Source organism: Nocardia sp. NPDC059229, assembly GCF_042754165.1.
GTDB lineage: Bacteria > Actinomycetota > Actinomycetes > Mycobacteriales > Mycobacteriaceae > Nocardia.
On sequence record NZ_JBHZAK010000003.1, the window covers coordinates 496,868 to 513,046 of the forward strand.

The window sequence follows — 16,179 nt, forward strand, 5'->3', positions numbered from 1 at the left end:
TCCTCCGTGGCTTGACCGTTAGGCGGCGAGCGAGCGATCGACCGCGGCGAGAATGCGATCGGGGTCGGGCAGGTGGTGCCGCTCGAGTTTAGCCGGGGGATAGGGGATGTCGAAGCCACCGACGCGCAATACCGGTGATTCCAGATGGTAGAAGCAGCGTTCCGTGATGCGTGCCGCGATTTCGGCTCCCAGCCCGGCGAATACGGGCGCCTCGTGGACCACGATGAGCCGCCCGGTTTTCCGCACCGAGGTTTCGATGGTGTCGAAATCGATCGGGGACAGGCTGCGCAGATCGATCACCTCGATCGAATGTCCCTCCGACGCCGCGATATCGGCCGCGGTGAGCGCGGTGGCGACGGTACCGCCGTAGGCCACGATGGTGGCGTCCTCCCCGCTGGCGCAGACCTGGGCCTGGTCCAGTGCCGATCCGCCATCCTGGTCCAGCCGGCCGAAATCCACCTCGGCCTTGTCCCAGTACCGGCGCTTGGGTTCGAAGAAGATCACCGGATCGTCGAGGGCAATGGCCTGGCGGATCATCAGATACGCGTCGGCGGGATTGCTCGGCGAGACCACCCGCAATCCCGCGGTGTGCGCGAAATACGCCTCCGGTGATTCCGAGTGATGTTCGACCGAGCCGATGCCGCCGCCGAACGGAATGCGAATGGTGATGGGCGCGATCACCTTTCCGCGCGTGCGGGAGTGGATTTTCGCGACCTGCGAGACGATCTGGTCGAAGGCCGGATACACGAATCCGTCGAACTGGATTTCACAGACCGGCCGAAATCCGCGCAATGCCATTCCGAAAGCCGTTCCCACGATTCCGGATTCGGCGAGCGGCGTATCGATGACGCGGTTGTTGCCGAAATCCTTCTGCAGCGTGTCGGTGACCCGGAAGACCCCGCCCAGCCGCCCGATGTCCTCACCCATCAGCAGGACCTTCGGGTCGTCCTCCAGCGCGCGGCGCAGTCCGTGGTTGATGGCTCCCGCGAAGGTGGTCTTCATCGCCCCGCTCCCTCCAGATAGGCGGCGTACTCGCGGCGTTCCTCCTCGATCAGCCGATGCGGTGTGGCGTACACGTGGTCGAACAGCTCCGTGGGTTCCGGATCGGGCATGGTGAGGGTGGCGGTGCGCAGCCGGGTCGCCACCTCGTCGGCGCGTTCGGCGACCGAGGTCTCGAAGGCGGTGTCCCACAGCTCTTCTCGTTCGAGCAAGCGCCGCAGGCGGTCGATGGGATCGCGCTGCTGCCAGATCTCGAGTTCGGCGGCGGTGCGGTAGCGGGTCGGGTCGTCGGCGGTGGTGTGCGGGCCCATCCGGTAGGTGATGGCCTCGATGAAGCTCGGCCCGCCGCCGGCCCGTGCGCGCAGCAGCGCCTGCCGGGTCACGGCCAGCACCGCGAGGGCGTCGTTGCCGTCCACCTGCACGCCGGGAATGCCGTAGCCGAGGGCGCGCCGCGCGATCGGGGTGGCGCTCTGTATCCGGACCGGCGCGCTGATCGCCCAGTGATTGTTCTGGCAGAAGAACACCACCGGGACACTCCAGCCGGCCGCGAATCCGAGTGCCTCGGCGATATCGCCCTGACTGGTCGCACCGTCGCCGAAGTAGGCGATGGTGGCGATCTCGGCGCCTTCGAGGTGTGCGGCGTAGGCGTAGCCGGTGGCGTGTAAACCGTGCGCCCCCACCACGATCGAGGGATTGGTCATCTTGACGGCGTCGGCGTCCCAGCAGGAGTGGGCGGCGCCGCGCCACAGCCGGGTGAGGTCCTCGGGCGGCACACCGCGGCAGTAGGCGACGCCCGCCTCCCGATAGCTGCAGAACACGTAGTCGTCGGGGGCGAGGGCGTGGGCCGAACCGATCTGCGCGCCCTCCTGGCCCAGCAGTGGCGGCCACAGTCCGAGCTGGCCCTGCCGTTGCAGGGCGGTGGCCTCGGTGTCGATGCGCCGGGCCACCACCATGTCGGTGTACATGGCTCGGAGTCGGGTGCCGTCGATATCGGCGACGAGCGGGGCGTGTACGCGATCCAGTACGCGATGACCGTCGGGCTGTACGAGCTGCACCGGGTAGGTGTTCTTCTCGGGCATGGATATCGCCTCCTGACACCGGGTTACACCGTTGTCGCCCGGGGATTGTGTCCCGTGGGCAACCGATGTGTGTCCTGTACCACACAGCATCCTCCGTTGAGCGATGTGTGCAAGCATGGCGCGCCCAGCTGTGCAGAATGCTCGGTCGACCGCCGGTCGAGGGTGTCATACTGATCCCCATGAGCAGCAGGGAGCCCCTTTCTGCCCCGCTGGACGCCACCGATGCCCGGCTGTTGCTGGAGCTGGTGGCCAACCCGCGCGCGACCGGTGTCGAATTGGCCGCTCGCCTGGGTCTCTCGCGCAATACCGTGCAGGCCAGGCTGGCTCGCTGGGAGGCGAGCGGGGTGCTGGCCAGCTTCGAGCGCCGGGTCGATCCCCGGGTGCTGGGTTATCCACTGGCAGCCTTCGTGGCGGTGGTGGTGGATCAGCATCGGCTCGACTCGGTGGTTGCCGAGCTGGCCGAGATTCCGGAGGTCACCGAGGTCTGCGGCATGACCGGGCCGACCGATCTGACGGTCCGGGTGGTCGCCGCCGACGCCGATGATCTGTACCGCCTGACCGGCAGCATTCTGAAGATCCCGGGGGTGGAGCGCACCAATATGGCGCTGGTGATGCGCTCGCTGGTCGGGCCGCGTGTCACGCCGCTGCTGGAGCGGCTGGAACTGCAGAACGGGTCCGGGGGCCACCCGCAGGATGCCGACCGGTTCTGACTGTTTCGGTGAATTTCAGTCCAGTTTCGGGGGATTGGCCGCTGACCTCGGGGTGACTGGACCGCGACGATGACCCGATGAGCACCAGCGTCACCAGCACTCCGGAGGTCGAGAGTCCGCGCACGGCGGGGATCGGGCAGCCGATCGGGGCCGGAATCGTCACCGCGCTCGTCGGATTCACCAGCTCGTTCGCGGTGGTGCTGGCGGGCCTGACCGCCATGGGGGCGACCTCGGCGCAGGCGGCGTCCGGGCTGCTGGCGGTCTGCGTGACCCAGGCCGTCGGCATGATCGTGCTGAGCCGGCGGTACCGGATGCCGATCACACTGGCCTGGTCCACCCCGGGCGCGGCATTGCTGGCCAGTACGGGCGCGGTGTCCGGCGGCTGGGCGGCCGCGGTGGGCGCGTTCGCGGTGGCGGGCGGACTCATCGTGCTGACCGGTTTCTGGCAGCGGCTGGGCGCGCTCATCGCGGCGATTCCGGTGGAGATCGCGCAGGCCATGCTGGCCGGGGTGCTGCTGCCCATGTGCCTGGCGCCGGTGAAGGCGCTGCCGGTGAGCCCGGCCGTGGTGGTGCCGGTCATCGCGACCTGGCTTGTGCTGCAACGCTTCGCGCCGCGCTGGTCGGTGCTGGCCGCCTTCGCGGTCGCGGCCGTCGGCGCGGGCGTCGACATCGCCGTCACCCATCGCCGCATGGACCTGTCGGCGATGGTGCCGCGGGTGGAATGGACTGTGCCGCACTGGAGTTGGCAGGCGGTGATCGGGGTCGCGGTGCCGCTCTACATCGTGACCATGGCCGCGCAGAACATTCCGGGTACGGCGGTCATGAAGACCTTCGGCTATCAGGTGCCGTGGCGGGCGGCCATGACGGTCACGGGCCTGGGCACCGTGCTCGGTGCGCCCGCGGGCGGGCACGCCGTCAACCTGGCGGCCATCAGTGCCGCGCTCTCCGCCGCGCCGTCCGCGCATCCGGATCCGAGGCGGCGGTGGACCGCCGCGTTCACCGCGGGCTGCATGTACCTGGTGCTCGCACTGGCCTCGGGTGCGCTGGTGATGCTGGTGGCCGCGGCGCCGAAGGGCGTACTGGAAACCGTTGCGGGCCTTGCCCTCATCGCCACCCTGGCGGGTGCGCTGACCGCCGCGTTGACGCCCGCCGCCCACCGTTCCGCGGCCGCGCTCACCTTCCTGGTGGCCGCGTCCGGAATCTCGTTGCTCGGCATCGGCGCGGCCTTCTGGGCGCTGGTCGCGGGCCTGCTGGCGCGCTGGTTCCTGCCCCCGTCCAAATAGCGGGCCGGGCAGGCTGCGGGGTGCGGCCGGCGGTGGCTAGGGTGGGGTGGTTCGGCTTCAACGGGCGATGAATCGGCGAAGAGGAGTTGGCTTGAGTTCGGTGCTGATTTCGGTTGCGGAGCTTGCGGACCTGCTGGACCAGAGCGGCGGCCGGGTGCGATTGCTGGACGTCCGGTGGGCGCTCGGAGATCCGGACGGACCGCAGCATTATCTGGGCGGTCATATTCCGGGCGCGATATTCGTCGACCTGGAAACCGAACTCGCCGATCCGCCCTCCGCCGCCAAGGGCCGCCACCCCATGCCGGACCTGGCGCACCTGCAGAAGTGCGCGCGCAGCTGGGGCGTCTCCGACGGGGACGTGGTGGTCGTCTACGACGCCACCGGCGGCATGGCCGCCGCGCGGGCCTGGTGGCTGCTGCGCTGGGGCGGCGTGGCCGATGTGCGCATTCTCGACGGCGGACTGCCGGCGTGGGAGCAGGCCGGGGGCAAGATCGTCACCGGTGACGAAACCGCCCCGCAGCCGGGCACCGTGGTCCTGTCCCCGGACAATATGCCGACCATCGACGCCGATGGCGCGGCCGGCTGGCCGGGCCTGCTGCTGGATGCCCGCGCGGGCGAACGCTACCGCGGCGAGGTGGAACCCGTGGACCCGCGCGCCGGGCACATTCCGGGTGCGGTGAGCGCGCCGACCGCCGAGAACCTCACGGCCGCTGGGCAATTCAAGTCGCTCCCCGAATTGCGTTCCCGTTTCGAGGGATTCGGTTCCGGGCCGGTCGCGGTGTACTGCGGTTCCGGCGTCACGGCCGCCCACCAGGTCGCGGCGCTGGCCGTCGCCGGTATCGACGCCGCGCTCTATCCCGGCTCCTGGTCGCAGTGGTCCAACGACCCCAAGCGGCCGGCCGCCACCGGCGCCGAACCGGCCTGATCAGCCGGGTTTGACGGCGGTGAGAATGCCGGTCGCGAACGGGCCGGTGCGGAATTCGACTGCCGTGAAACCGATATCGGTGAGCACGTCGCGGTAGCGGCGGATGTCGACCGCCGACAGCGGATCCCCGGCCCCGTCGCCGTCGTGGGAGTGCCCCTGACCGCCGGCGCGGTGCGCTGCCAGCTGGGCCATGGCGCGAACGGCGAGCCCGCGCAGGCCCGAGGTCGGATGGGTGTCGGCGAGCAGCAGGCGGCCGCCCTGGCGCAGGACGCGGAAGACGCCCGCCAGGGCGGTCTTTCGCTCGGATTCGGCGATGTGGTGCATGGCGAAGGTCGAGGTCGCCACATCGAACGAGGCGTCCGGGTAGGGCAGCGACTGGGCCGCGCCGAGGTCGAAGCTGCAATTGGGGGCGGCGTGGGCGGTCGCGTAGGCGATCATCTGCGGAGACGGGTCCACGCCGATCGCCCGGCCGTCCGGTCCGGCCTGCCGGGCCAGCTCATTGGCCAGCCGCCCAGGGCCGCAACCGAGATCGAGAGCGTGATCGCCCGGGCGGATGCCGCTGGTCGTGGCGAAGTACCGCGCCAGGCTGCCCGCGCGGCCCAGGAAGTAGACGTCGGTGAGCAGCTGATAGCGGCGCGGCCAGGTGATGAGGGCCCCGACGGGCCGGGATTCGATATCGGACACTTGCTCGTGCTGGGTCATGTGATCAATCATCGAAGAATGGAAAATCCCAGGCCAGGTGCAGTTTCTGGGGATCTGTACGATTCCGGACAGTCGGGCGGAATCCGTCCGGGAACGGGCCCGGAGGCCGACCGCCGCGTCCGCCGCACCCGCACGGCACTGCACCGGGCGCTCATCGAGCTCATGCAGGACCGGCCCTATGCCCGGATCACGGTGCAGGACATCATCGATCGCGCCGACGTCGGCCGCTCCACCTTCTACGCGCACTACCGCGACAAGGACGATCTGCTGCTGGTCAGCTGTATCGAGCATGTGCGGGGCGAGATTTCGGCGCAGCTGGCCTGCTATCCGGGAGAGCCGCCGCCGCTGGCCCCCGTCGAGATCCTGTTCAAGCTGGTCGCGGCGCATCCGGACGTGTACCGGCCACTGGTCCGGCAGCGGGCGAACACCATTGTGCTGCGGTCGATCCGGCAGATGTACGCCGAACTGCTGACCGAGCACCTGGGCCCGCGGCTCGGGCCGGACCCGGTCGCGGCGGGCGCGACCATCACATTTCTGTCCTGGGGTCTATACGGATTGCTCGAATCGGTCATGGATCCGCGCCAGGAGCTCACCGCCGATCATGCCTACCGCCACTTCGCCACGCTATGGGCAGCCGCGGGCGACGCGCGCCAGGGCGTCCCGGTCGGCGGCGGTGACCGGTAGCCCGTACCGGTTCGCGGCCATCAGGTACTTGCCCGCGTAGAAGCAGCGGTTCGCGCGGGCGGGCGGCAGCCAGTCGCCGGGCGTGCGATCGCCCTTGTCCTCGTTGGTCTTTCCGTCCACCGCGAGCAGGTTGTAGTCGACGTCGTTGGCGAAGCGCACGCGCCGCGGCAGCGGCCATCCGGCCGCGCCCAGATCCCAGGCGGCCGCCAGCGGATACACGTGATCGATCTGCACGGCCTTGGCCGCGGCCCGATCGAAGGCGATGCGCTGCCCGGTATAGGGATCGTCGAGCGACCCGGCCACCACCACGCAATCGTTCCCGGGCCGGAAGGTCACCCGGGTGAGCTGCCTGGCCAGCACGGTATTGCGGCTGTCGCACCCGTCGTGACCGCCCGGCCCGTCGTGATCATCGGTCCACGCCGGTCCGAACACGCATCCCTGCCCGCTGCCGCAACCGCGTTCGTAACCGCCCGGCCGCGGCCGGGCGGTTACGGTGCCGACACCCGCGAGCAGCCGTTCGAGCTGGACGCGGGTGGGGCTACCCGGCGCCGGGGTCACCTGCCCGAGGGACTCGCACCCAAGGACCACGAGCAGGACGACCACCGCGCCGAGCAGCCGGAGCAGGAAGGTTCCGCCCGTGAGCCACACGGCAATACGTGTACCGCACCAGCCGATCGGTGCGTGCCGTCACGCGGACTTCGCACTCCCGTTGGGCTTACTAGAGCCAGGCGTGCGCGAGGATGTCGTCCGCGGCGGTTTCGGAGAGCTGCGGCGGAAAGCGGGTTGCCGCAATGGAATCCACACGCGCGCCGTCGTGGCCGATGACCCACGAGCCGCCCTGCTCCTCGCATTCGGCGATCTTGGCGAAAACGGTGAGCAGGAAGGTGATGGAGTCGCGCGGGTCGGCGGTGCGGGCGAGGCGCTGCGACTCGCCGGGCCGGGACAGATCCAGCCACACCCCGGACTGCCCGTCCAGGCGCATCCCCACGATCTTGCTCGTGTCCACGAAGGTGAATTTCCGCCGTTCCCACTGTGTCGTGGGGGTGAAGCTCTGCTCGAGCACTTGGAGCAGAATCGTCATCGTCACGGCCTCCCTACGGTCTCGAAAGTGCCACGGCTCCGGATTGAGTCGCGGTGGATTGTCGGGTGCGCCCCGCGCGGCTGCCGTCCGGGCACGACAATCTCGTGCAACGGACACAGCGGACACCGACGCCTGCGGTGACCTGCGGATTTATCCAGTATGTTCCGTATCCGATCAGAAATAAAGAGGGGCCGGCCGGCTTGTCGGGGGTGACTGATTGGATGGGCGGATGTTGCACGGGCTGTGGTCGCCGGGGTCCGGGTTGGTGCTGTGGCACGACCCGGGCGAGGACACGGCCGGGGATGCGGAGGGTTTGCCGGAGCCGCTCGGGTCGATCGTGCGCGCGGCGAAGTGGCGGCATCGGGCGCAGGTGCTGGTGCGGGGGGAGTACGGGACGGAGCAGACGCAGGTGCGGGCGCATGCGCTGGCACCGGAGACGGCTGCCCGGGTCCTGTCGCAGGAACTACCGGCGGGGGCGGTGGCGGGAGATCTGCGGTTTCTCGGGCATGTGGCGCGCGGGATGCAGCGGTGGGTGCGGGCGGGGCGGGTGGTGCCGGAGGTGCGGCGGGACGACGGGGAGTGGTGGGCGCGGTGGCGGCTGGTGGGCGGACAGCGGCAGCGGGCCTGGCTGGCGGAGCTCGCGGTGGCCATGCCGGGTGCGTTGCAGGTGGCCGGGCGGCCTGCCGAGGTGCTGGAGAACCTCGTCGGCGAGTTGGCCGATCCACTCGTGCGCCTGCACATTCCGGAGCGGCCGGATCGGGAATCGGGGTCGCATCCGCTGCTGACCGCGCTGGTCGCGGCGACGCCGCTGGAGACCGGATCGCATCGGGTGGCCTCGGTGCTGGACGACTGGCGGACCAGTCTCACCGCCGACGAGCCGGAGCTGGTGCTGCGGCTGCTGGAACCGGACGGCGAGGAACCGGGCGAACTGTGGCGGCTCGAGGTCTGCCTGCGCGAGGAAGGGGAGGCGCCGCAACCGGTGCTGCTGCCGGGGGATCCGCAGCTCATGCGGATTGCGGGGGAGAAGCTGGCAGCCGCCAAGCAGGCCTATCCGCGCCTGCGCGATCTACCCGGCGATGCCCGCAGCATGGATCTGTTCCTGCCCACCGAGGTGGTGATGGATCTGGTCGCGCACGGGGCGAACGCGCTGCGGTCGGCCGGGGTGCGGCTCATGCTGCCGCGGGCCTGGCGGGTGGCCGCGCCCGCCATGAAACTGCGGGTGCAGAGCCCGGCCGCCACCGAAACCGCCGTCGGGCTCAAGGGTTTGGTGTCCTTCCGCTGGGAGCTGGCGCTGGGCGATACCGTTCTGACGCCCGCCGAGATGTCGCGGCTGGTGGACGCGAAATCGGATCTGGTGCGGCTGCGCGGGGAGTGGGTGCAGGCCGATCACCGCATGCTGGCCGCCGCCGCCGACTACGTGTCGGGCCGCACCGACGAGACCGAGACCACCGTCGGCGGCCTGTTCGCCGAGCTGTCCGCGCATCCGGTGATCGGGGTGCCGCTGGAGGAGGTCACCGCGACCGGCTGGGCCGCGGAGCTTTTCGACGGTGAGCGGTCGGTCGAGCCCGTCCCGGATCCGGTCGGGCTGAAGGCCCAGCTGCGGCCGTATCAGCAGCGCGGCCTGACCTGGCTGGCGGCCATGAGCCGGCTCGGATGCGGGGCGATCCTCGCCGACGACATGGGTCTCGGCAAGACCGTACAGGTACTGGCACTGCTGGTGCACGAGCGTGAAACAGCCGCTGCCGCAAGCGAATCGGAGACCATCGGGCCTACCCTGCTGGTGTGCCCGATGTCGGTGGTGGGCAACTGGCAGCGGGAGGCCGAACGCTTCGCCCCCGATCTCCGGGTGCTGGTGCACCACGGTGCCGGGCGGCGCTCGGGCGCGGAATTGGCTGCGGCGGTGGCGGATTCGGATCTGGTGGTCACCACCTACGCGCTGCTGGCCCGGGATGTCGAGGACCTGAAGCGCCAGGACTGGCAGCGGGTCGTGCTGGACGAGGCACAGCACATCAAGAACGCCGGGACCCGGCAGGCGCGGGCGGCACGGCTGGTTCCGGCCCGACACCGCCTGGCGCTCACCGGAACCCCGGTGGAGAACCGGCTCGAGGAGCTGCGCTCGATCCTGGATTTCGCCAATCCCAAGCTGCTGGGCAAGGCCTCCGAGTTCCATGCCCGCTTCGCGGTGCCGATCGAGCGCGAGCACGACGAGAACGCCGTCACCCGTCTGCGCGCCATCACCTCGCCGTTCGTGCTGCGCCGGGTCAAGACCGATCCGGCGGTGATCTCGGATCTGCCGGAGAAGATCGAGATGACGGTGCGGGCCAACCTGACCGTGGAGCAGGCGGCGCTGTATCAGGCGGTGCTGGACGATATGTCGGCCAAGCTGAAGGCGGCCGAGGGCATGGAGCGCAAGGGCGCGGTGCTGGCCGCACTGACCCGGCTCAAACAGGTGTGCAACCATCCCGCGCATTTCCTCAGCGACGGGTCGGCGCTGCTGCGCCGGGGGCATCATCGGTCCGGGAAGCTGGCGCTGGTGGAGGACATTCTGGAGTCGGCGATCGCCGACGGGGAGCGGGCACTGCTGTTCACCCAGTTCGCGGAGTTCGGAAACCTGCTGGCGCCCTTTCTGTCCGAGCGTTTCGGGGCGGAGGTGCCGTTCCTGCACGGCGGGGTGAGCAAGCAGCGCCGCGACGACATGGTCACCCGCTTCCAGGAGGAGGACGGCCCGCCGCTCATGCTGCTGTCGCTCAAGGCGGGCGGCACCGGCCTCAACCTGACCGCCGCCAATCACGTTGTGCACCTGGACCGCTGGTGGAATCCGGCGGTGGAGAACCAGGCCACCGACCGCGCCTTCCGCATCGGCCAGCGCCGTGATGTCCAGGTGCGCAAGCTGGTCTGCGTCGACACCATCGAGGAGCGCGTCGACGACATGCTGAAGGGCAAGAGTCAGCTCGCCGACCTCACCGTGGGCACCGGCGAGAACTGGATCACCGAACTCGGCGACGACGAATTGCGCGAACTGTTCGCCCTGGGATCGGAGGCGGTCGGCGAATGAGCAATGTCATCGACTTCAGCGAGTACGGCAAACGCCGCCCGGTGCGCGGCGGGGTGCAGCCGCGCAGCCGTCGGGGCGCCGCGTTCGCCCGGACCTGGTGGGGCCGTTCGTTTCTGGAGGCGGTCGAGGACGTCGCGGACGCCGGTCGCCTGGCTCGCGGCCGTTCCTACGCCCGCACCGGTCAGGTAGTGAACTACCGCCTGGAGCCCGGCCTGGTGAGCGCGGAAGTGCAGGGCAGCCAACCCCGCCCGTTCATCTCGGTGCTGACCCTGCGGCAATTGCGCGACGACCGCCTCGACGAGCTGGTGGACCTGGTCCGCGCCACCCCCGGCATGCTGGGCGAGATCGCCGCGGGCACCCTGCCCCAGGCCCTCGGCCCGCTGCTGCTCCCCACCACGGTGTCGGAGCTCGACTTCTCGTGCAGCTGCCCCGATTCCGGCTGGCCCTGCAAGCACGCCGCCGCCGTCTGCTACGTCATCGCCGAACGCCTCGACGAGCGCCCGGGCGAACTGCTCACCCTGCGCGGCGTCGAACTCGACGCCCTCATCGGCAGTGTCCAGCGCGCCGATCCGCCCGCCGAATCCACCGATCTCTACGGCGACGACACGGCGCTCCCCGCCCTCCCGAAGCCCGAATTCCGTCCGGCCCCGGACGATCTCGACGCTGTCCTGCTCCGCCAGGCCCTGCGCATGACGGCTGAGGACGAGCAGTCCGTCGCCGCCGGTCTACGTGAACTCCGCGCCCTCTACCGCGCCCTCGACACCTGAGGCATCTAGGCCGTTGCGGTGCGGACCGCAGGGCGACCGGTGGAACGCCGTTCGCCGAGGGATTCGAAGTGGTAGTCGCGCAGATCGAAATGGGCGGCGCGCCAGGCGGCTTCGGGGGTGCTCATGGCGCGCAGCGGGACGTCGCCGTTCTTGTCGAAGTAGTAGGAGTTGGCCAGGGTGCAGCTGTCCTGCCAGAAGACCTGGGTGCCACGGCGGGCGAGCATTTCCTGGAAGTAGCGCTCGTTGGCCTCGGGGGTGACCTCGATGCGGGTGGCGGCGCGGCGGCGGGCATTGCGGAGCAGGCGCAGGATATGGGTGGTCTGCATCTCGATGAGGGTGAAGTAGGACGCGCCGTTGTAGCCGTAGGGGCCGATGATGGTGAAGAAGTTGGGGAAGCCGGGCACGCTGACCCCCTCGTAGGCCTGCAGTCGGTGGGTGTCCCACCAGTCCTCGAGGCGCAGGCCGCCGCTGCCGTGCAGGTCGAAGGTGGGCATATTGCCGGACTCCATGACCTTGAAGCCGGTGGCCATGATGAGCACGTCGACCTGGTGGTGGCGGCCGGTGGTGCGCAGTCCGGTGGCGGTGATCTCGGTGATGGGATCGGTTTCCAGCGTGACGTTCTCGCGGTTGAAGGTCTTCAGGTAGTCGTTGGAGAACGACGGCCGCTTGCAGCCCAGCGCGTATTTCGGCGTGAGCTGCTCCCGGACGATCGGGTCCTGCACCTGGTCGCGCAGGTGGGCCAGCCCGGTGCGCTCGCCGAGCTTCACCATGGGCAGCACCTTGTAGTAGTGCGCCGAGAGCGGGAAGGTGAGCTCCACGAACGCCTGGCTGAGCCAGCGAGTGAGGAACTGCCCGCCGGGCAGCCGCATCAGGGCGCGCACCGGTGGCGGCAGGGGCGCGTCCGGCCGGGGCAGGCACCAGATCGGAGTGCGCTGGAAGACAACGAGTTCCGACACCTCCGGGGCGATCTCGGGAATGATCTGGACGGCCGAGGCCCCGGTGCCGATGATGCCGACCCGCTTGCCGCGCAGATCGATCCCGTGATCCCAGCGCGCGGTGTGCATGGTCTCGCCCCGGAACCGTTCCGCGCCGGGGATATCGGGCAGTTTGGGCCGGGTCAGCACCCCGGTCGCGCCGATCAGGAAGCGGCAGGTGAGCTCGTCGCCGTCGGTGGTGCGCACCCGCCACAGGTGCAGTATGTCGTCGAAGTCGGCGCGGGCGATGGTGGTGCCGAACCGGATCCGCGCCCGCAGCCCGTACTTCTTCACACAGTGCTCGGCGTACGCCTTCAACTCCCGTCCGGGCGCGTACACCCGCGACCAGGACCGCTGCTTCTCGAACGAGTACTGGTAGCTGAACGACGGAATGTCCACGGCGATACCGGGATAGGTGTTCCAGTGCCAGGTGCCGCCCGCCCCGTCCGCCTCGTCGATCATGACGAAATCGTCGAAACCGGCCTTGCGCAGCGCGATCGCGGTCCCGATTCCCGAGAATCCCGCGCCCACAATGACGATCTCGTGGTCCACGACGGTCTTTGTCACGATGCGTCCTCCGCGTAGATGATGCAGTCCACCCGATGCTCGACCCCGTCCACGGTGCGAATCCCGAGCGGCGCGAGCCGGGCGATGGGCCAGCTGATGAGCCGGCAGTTCCGCTGCCGCAGGGCCCGGTAGTAGCGACTGTGCACCCGCACCGCGGCGGGCCGATCCGGCGTCAGCTGCCGCCGCTCCCACGAATCCCCGACCTGCGCCCGCAGATTCGCCGCGGCCGCCCGCCGCAGCGCCTGCTGAGCGCACCAGCGCAGGACGCCCAGCCCTGAGACACCCAGCCCTGAGAAGCCCAGCGCGCTCAGGACGGGCCTCGGAGCTCCACGGGCGACCTCCCTGGCTCCGGGATGCGGTGGACCGTCTTCGCGCGGCGCTCGTGTTGGACTGCGTTCCTCTGCACCCCGGCCGGCCGGCGCGATGCTGTCTCCCTGGCGGCCGGCCCCACGCTCGTCCTGGCGAGCCGGATCTCCGGGCAACGGCGATGCGGAGTCGCTGGGCAGCAGTCCCAGCGCATCGACGGGCCACTGGCGCAGCAGAATTCCGGCTCCGGGCACCGGCGGGGTGGGCAGAATCCAGATCGGATCGTGCTGGAACACGGTTACCCTGCGCGCCTGGGCGACGATCGGCGGCACTACCCGGGCCAGTGCGGCGCCGCTGCCGATGACCGCGACGTGCAGGCGATCCAGCTCGTGCTGGTCACGCCAGTGGGTGCAGTGAATCTGGGGCCCGGTGTAGGCGTCGCGGGCTCTGCCCGGGTCGCTCCGGCGGATCGGGGCGGTCATTTCGCCACCGGCTCGTAGGTCAGGGCCCTGGACCAGGAGGGGGTGTGGCGCAGGACGCGCACGGGGAAGTGATCGATGGCCTTGTTCAGGGCGTCGTTGATGCCCTGGATCGGTTGCCAGTGGTTGATGGTGGCCATGCCGTGCAGCCGGACCACGTGGTAGAGCGGCATGCGCTTGATGTCCGGGCTGCGCTCACCGGCTTTCTCATAGCGTCGCACGGCATTCCAGAGCTTCTCCTCGTCCAGCCCCATCGCCATGATGTTGGCGGACATGCGGGACAGCAGCGGCGTGTACAGCAGCGCGCCGAGGAGGAAGGTGGGCCGCAGCGCGAAACCGGCTGTCTCGATGGCGATTCGCCGCAGCGGTCCCGCGCCGAGCTGCTCGAGCACCTGGAACCCGACCGCCAGATGCCGGGACTCGTCGCTGTTGATGTGCCGGAACACCTCGTGGCACAGCGGATCCCGCACCTCATCGAGCAGGAACTTCACCAGTGCCCCGTCCAGCGCGCACTCCAGCGAGGGGATCACGGTGCCGAGCACGGGCAGGGACAGATCGTCCCCGTACCGGTCCAGCCATTCGATGACGAGCCGGATGTTCTTGTTGGGCAGCGGCATCGCGTCGCCGTCGAGCATGCCCCAGCGCCGCATCAGGGCCAGTTCGGCATTGGCGTGCTTCTGCTCCTCGGCGTGGAAGTACCGGTAGATCTCCTCGAGCGGCCCGTTGGGGGCGCGCAGCGTGAGCGCCGCGAACCCGCGGGCGCCGACGTGTTCGATCCACACCAGATCGGCCATGAAGGCCGCGAGCGCGGGTCGCTGCTCATCGGTGATGAGCTCGGCTCCCGGTGCGTCCCAGTCGAGATCGGCCAGCGCCCACTGCCGATCCTGGACGACACCGAGCATGTCGGAATACGCGAACGCCATTGTTCGACTCCTTGCCGCTGTGGCTACCGCACCAGCCGCTCCAGCAATCCGGCGGCGCGAGTGTAGGTCTCGGGCAGCAGTCGCTTGGACTGCCAGATCGCCTTGGCCTCGAGCTGCGGGACCACGTACAGCTGACCGTGATCCACCGCGTCGAGGGTGGTGCGGGCGATGGACGCGGGCGGCCGGCCGGTCCAGCGGATGAGGCGGTCGCCCCAGAGCTGGATGGTCTCGTCGCCGATCTCCACGCCTTCCAGAATATTGGTCCGCACCCCGGTGGGGCACAGCACGGTGACGGTGACGCCGGTGCCGGACAGTTCCGCGGCCAGCGTTTCCGACAGCGCCAGCACCCCGGCCTTGCTCACGTTGTAGGCGCCCATGCGCGGCGCGGACCCGAAGGCGGCCGCTGAGGCCACGTTCACGATCGAGCCGTGCCCGCTCGCGCGCAGCCGGGGCGCGAAGACGTGGCAGCCGTGGATGACGCCCCACAGATTGACGTCGAGCACCTGATGCCATTCCGCGGGCGGGGTGTCGCCGATGAGTGTGCCGCCGCGCCCGATGCCGGCATTGTTGACCACCAGATCCGGGCTCTTGCCGAACCATTCCTCGGCGGTGTTCGCCAGCACGGTCACCTGGTCCAGGCTGCTCACGTCGCAGACGGTGTCGAAGGCCTTTCCCCCGGTGTCGCCGATCATTTCGGCGGTGTCGCGGGCGCGCCCGGCGGCGATGTCGGAGCAGACCACCCGCCCGCCGCGCTTGCCGATCTCGATCGCGAAGGCGCGGCCGATGCCGCTGCCCGCACCGGTCACCACCGCGTCCGCCTGCTGAGTGCGGCGGGGTCCGCCGAAGGGGTTGAGTCGCATGGGAACTCCCGGGGCCGTGCCGTCCGGGCAGTCAATTGGTGGCGTGTGCCACCACTGGCCGCACCTGCCACCAATTAGGCTCTCGGTGCGCTATTTTGTCAACTATGGACGTGCCCGCACCGGCAGCCGCCGACGTGCCCCCGGGGCCCGCACCGACCCGGCGCGGCGGCACCTGGGGCGGCCGCACCCAGGAGGAACGCCGCGCCGAGCGCCGCGAGCGGCTGATCGCGGCGGCGCTGGACATCTGGCTCGAAAACGGCTGGGCCGCAGTGACCATGCGCGGCGTGTGCACCCGCGCGGGCCTCAATGACCGCTACTTCTACGAGCACTTCGCCGACCGCGACCAACTGCTGGGCGCGGTCTGGGACGAGGTCGGATTCCAGGTGCTGGCCGAACTCTCGGTCGTGGTCGCCGAGAACCTCGAGCATCCGGCACTGGGCATTCTGCGCCTGGCCATCGCCCGCGCGGTCGCCCTGCAGTCGGCGGGCCCGGCGCGCATCCTCTTCGGCGACCATGCCGGCAGCCGCATCCTCGAGGAGCGGCGCACCGCCATGCTCACCGAGGCCACCGACCTGCTCATCGCCACCGCCCGCCCCTACCTGCGGTCCGGCGTCGACGAATCCGACCTGCGCATGGGCGTTCTCATGGGCATCGGCGGCTTCATCGAACTCCTGACCGCCTGGCGCACCGGCGCCATCGACGCCGACGCTACCCGCATCGTCGACCACGTCAGCCGCACCGCCGATCTGCTCGGCGCGCAGTACCTCGCTTTGCCGGGTTAGCGG

The 16,179-nt window shown here is 69.8% G+C and carries 16 protein-coding genes; 7 read left to right on the forward strand and 9 right to left on the reverse strand.

Annotated elements, in window-relative coordinates:
- Positions 1 to 18: 18 nt before the first annotated feature.
- Positions 19 to 1,002 (reverse strand): alpha-ketoacid dehydrogenase subunit beta, encoded by a 984-nt coding sequence (locus ACFXHE_RS11135; protein WP_379382040.1) that lies wholly within the window; start codon positions 1,000 to 1,002, stop codon positions 19 to 21.
- Positions 999 to 2,078 carry a pyruvate dehydrogenase (acetyl-transferring) E1 component subunit alpha gene (gene pdhA, locus ACFXHE_RS11140; RefSeq protein ID WP_379382042.1) on the reverse strand — a complete coding sequence of 360 codons (1,080 nt, stop codon included), beginning with the start codon at positions 2,076 to 2,078 and terminating at the stop codon, positions 999 to 1,001. The genes ACFXHE_RS11135 and pdhA overlap by 4 nt, the downstream gene beginning before the upstream one ends.
- Positions 2,079 to 2,257: 179 nt before the next feature.
- Between pdhA and ACFXHE_RS11145 the strand changes: the two genes are divergently transcribed.
- From ACFXHE_RS11145 to ACFXHE_RS11155, 3 genes are all read left to right on the forward strand, one after another.
- Entirely contained in the window at positions 2,258 to 2,788 is a 531-nt protein-coding gene (locus tag ACFXHE_RS11145) for an Lrp/AsnC family transcriptional regulator (RefSeq protein ID WP_379382044.1), read from the forward strand.
- 77 nt (positions 2,789 to 2,865) lie between these two features.
- Positions 2,866 to 4,071, forward strand: a complete 1,206-nt coding sequence (locus tag ACFXHE_RS11150; RefSeq protein WP_379382046.1) for a benzoate/H(+) symporter BenE family transporter — start codon at positions 2,866 to 2,868, stop codon at positions 4,069 to 4,071.
- A 67-nt stretch (positions 4,072 to 4,138) separates the two neighbouring features.
- Entirely contained in the window at positions 4,139 to 4,996 is an 858-nt protein-coding gene (locus ACFXHE_RS11155) for a sulfurtransferase (RefSeq protein WP_379382048.1), read from the forward strand.
- On the opposite strand, the gene ACFXHE_RS11160 is transcribed toward ACFXHE_RS11155, so the two are convergent.
- Positions 4,997 to 5,710 (reverse strand): methyltransferase domain-containing protein, encoded by a 714-nt coding sequence (locus tag ACFXHE_RS11160; protein ID WP_379382050.1) that lies wholly within the window; start codon positions 5,708 to 5,710, stop codon positions 4,997 to 4,999.
- 6 nt (positions 5,711 to 5,716) lie between these two features.
- Here ACFXHE_RS11160 and ACFXHE_RS11165 point away from each other — a divergent pair, with 6 nt between their 5' ends.
- Positions 5,717 to 6,382, forward strand: coding sequence for a TetR/AcrR family transcriptional regulator (locus ACFXHE_RS11165; RefSeq protein ID WP_379382052.1), 666 nt, complete (start codon positions 5,717 to 5,719; stop codon positions 6,380 to 6,382).
- On the opposite strand, the gene ACFXHE_RS11170 is transcribed toward ACFXHE_RS11165, so the two are convergent.
- Entirely contained in the window at positions 6,323 to 7,030 is a 708-nt protein-coding gene (locus tag ACFXHE_RS11170) for an HNH endonuclease family protein (RefSeq protein ID WP_379382054.1), read from the reverse strand. The genes ACFXHE_RS11165 and ACFXHE_RS11170 overlap by 60 nt on opposite strands.
- 70 nt (positions 7,031 to 7,100) lie before the next feature.
- Positions 7,101 to 7,463, reverse strand: a complete 363-nt coding sequence (locus ACFXHE_RS11175) for a hypothetical protein (RefSeq protein WP_379382056.1) — start codon at positions 7,461 to 7,463, stop codon at positions 7,101 to 7,103.
- Between the two features lie 229 nt (positions 7,464 to 7,692).
- Between ACFXHE_RS11175 and ACFXHE_RS11180 the strand changes: the two genes are divergently transcribed.
- Positions 7,693 to 10,518, forward strand: a complete 2,826-nt coding sequence (locus ACFXHE_RS11180) for a DEAD/DEAH box helicase (RefSeq protein WP_379382057.1) — start codon at positions 7,693 to 7,695, stop codon at positions 10,516 to 10,518.
- Positions 10,515 to 11,285 carry an SWIM zinc finger family protein gene (locus ACFXHE_RS11185; protein ID WP_379382059.1) on the forward strand — a complete coding sequence of 257 codons (771 nt, stop codon included), beginning with the start codon at positions 10,515 to 10,517 and terminating at the stop codon, positions 11,283 to 11,285. The genes ACFXHE_RS11180 and ACFXHE_RS11185 overlap by 4 nt, the downstream gene beginning before the upstream one ends.
- Positions 11,286 to 11,290: 5 nt before the next feature.
- On the opposite strand, the gene ACFXHE_RS11190 is transcribed toward ACFXHE_RS11185, so the two are convergent.
- From ACFXHE_RS11190 to ACFXHE_RS11205, 4 genes are read right to left on the reverse strand one after another with little or no spacing between them, the layout of a single operon-like run.
- Positions 11,291 to 12,826: a flavin-containing monooxygenase gene (locus tag ACFXHE_RS11190; RefSeq protein WP_379382061.1), complete on the reverse strand. Its 1,536-nt coding sequence runs from the start codon at positions 12,824 to 12,826 to the stop codon at positions 11,291 to 11,293.
- Positions 12,823 to 13,614 (reverse strand): hypothetical protein, encoded by a 792-nt coding sequence (locus ACFXHE_RS11195; protein ID WP_379382063.1) that lies wholly within the window; start codon positions 13,612 to 13,614, stop codon positions 12,823 to 12,825. Before ACFXHE_RS11195 ends, ACFXHE_RS11190 begins: the two co-directional genes overlap by 4 nt.
- Positions 13,611 to 14,534 carry a ferritin-like domain-containing protein gene (locus ACFXHE_RS11200; protein ID WP_379382065.1) on the reverse strand — a complete coding sequence of 308 codons (924 nt, stop codon included), beginning with the start codon at positions 14,532 to 14,534 and terminating at the stop codon, positions 13,611 to 13,613. The genes ACFXHE_RS11195 and ACFXHE_RS11200 overlap by 4 nt, the downstream gene beginning before the upstream one ends.
- A gap of 23 nt (positions 14,535 to 14,557) precedes the next feature.
- Positions 14,558 to 15,394 (reverse strand): SDR family NAD(P)-dependent oxidoreductase, encoded by an 837-nt coding sequence (locus tag ACFXHE_RS11205; protein WP_379382067.1) that lies wholly within the window; start codon positions 15,392 to 15,394, stop codon positions 14,558 to 14,560.
- Between the two features lie 104 nt (positions 15,395 to 15,498).
- On the opposite strand from ACFXHE_RS11205, the gene ACFXHE_RS11210 reads away from it, so the two are divergent.
- Positions 15,499 to 16,176 (forward strand): TetR/AcrR family transcriptional regulator, encoded by a 678-nt coding sequence (locus ACFXHE_RS11210; RefSeq protein ID WP_379382069.1) that lies wholly within the window; start codon positions 15,499 to 15,501, stop codon positions 16,174 to 16,176.
- Positions 16,177 to 16,179: the final 3 nt, after the last annotated feature.

Coding starts and splice junctions, on each gene's coding strand:
- ACFXHE_RS11135 (WP_379382040.1), bottom strand. CDS start 1,002: ATGAAGACCACCTTCGCGGGAGCCATCAACCACGGACTGCGCCGCGCG.
- pdhA (WP_379382042.1), bottom strand. CDS start 2,078: ATGCCCGAGAAGAACACCTACCCGGTGCAGCTCGTACAGCCCGACGGT.
- ACFXHE_RS11145 (WP_379382044.1), top strand. CDS start 2,258: ATGAGCAGCAGGGAGCCCCTTTCTGCCCCGCTGGACGCCACCGATGCC.
- ACFXHE_RS11150 (WP_379382046.1), top strand. CDS start 2,866: ATGAGCACCAGCGTCACCAGCACTCCGGAGGTCGAGAGTCCGCGCACG.
- ACFXHE_RS11155 (WP_379382048.1), top strand. CDS start 4,139: ATGAATCGGCGAAGAGGAGTTGGCTTGAGTTCGGTGCTGATTTCGGTT.
- ACFXHE_RS11160 (WP_379382050.1), bottom strand. CDS start 5,710: ATGATTGATCACATGACCCAGCACGAGCAAGTGTCCGATATCGAATCC.
- ACFXHE_RS11165 (WP_379382052.1), top strand. CDS start 5,717: ATGGAAAATCCCAGGCCAGGTGCAGTTTCTGGGGATCTGTACGATTCC.
- ACFXHE_RS11175 (WP_379382056.1), bottom strand. CDS start 7,463: ATGACGATTCTGCTCCAAGTGCTCGAGCAGAGCTTCACCCCCACGACA.
- ACFXHE_RS11180 (WP_379382057.1), top strand. CDS start 7,693: ATGTTGCACGGGCTGTGGTCGCCGGGGTCCGGGTTGGTGCTGTGGCAC.
- ACFXHE_RS11185 (WP_379382059.1), top strand. CDS start 10,515: ATGAGCAATGTCATCGACTTCAGCGAGTACGGCAAACGCCGCCCGGTG.
- ACFXHE_RS11195 (WP_379382063.1), bottom strand. CDS start 13,614: ATGACCGCCCCGATCCGCCGGAGCGACCCGGGCAGAGCCCGCGACGCC.
- ACFXHE_RS11200 (WP_379382065.1), bottom strand. CDS start 14,534: ATGGCGTTCGCGTATTCCGACATGCTCGGTGTCGTCCAGGATCGGCAG.
- ACFXHE_RS11205 (WP_379382067.1), bottom strand. CDS start 15,394: ATGCGACTCAACCCCTTCGGCGGACCCCGCCGCACTCAGCAGGCGGAC.
- ACFXHE_RS11210 (WP_379382069.1), top strand. CDS start 15,499: ATGGACGTGCCCGCACCGGCAGCCGCCGACGTGCCCCCGGGGCCCGCA.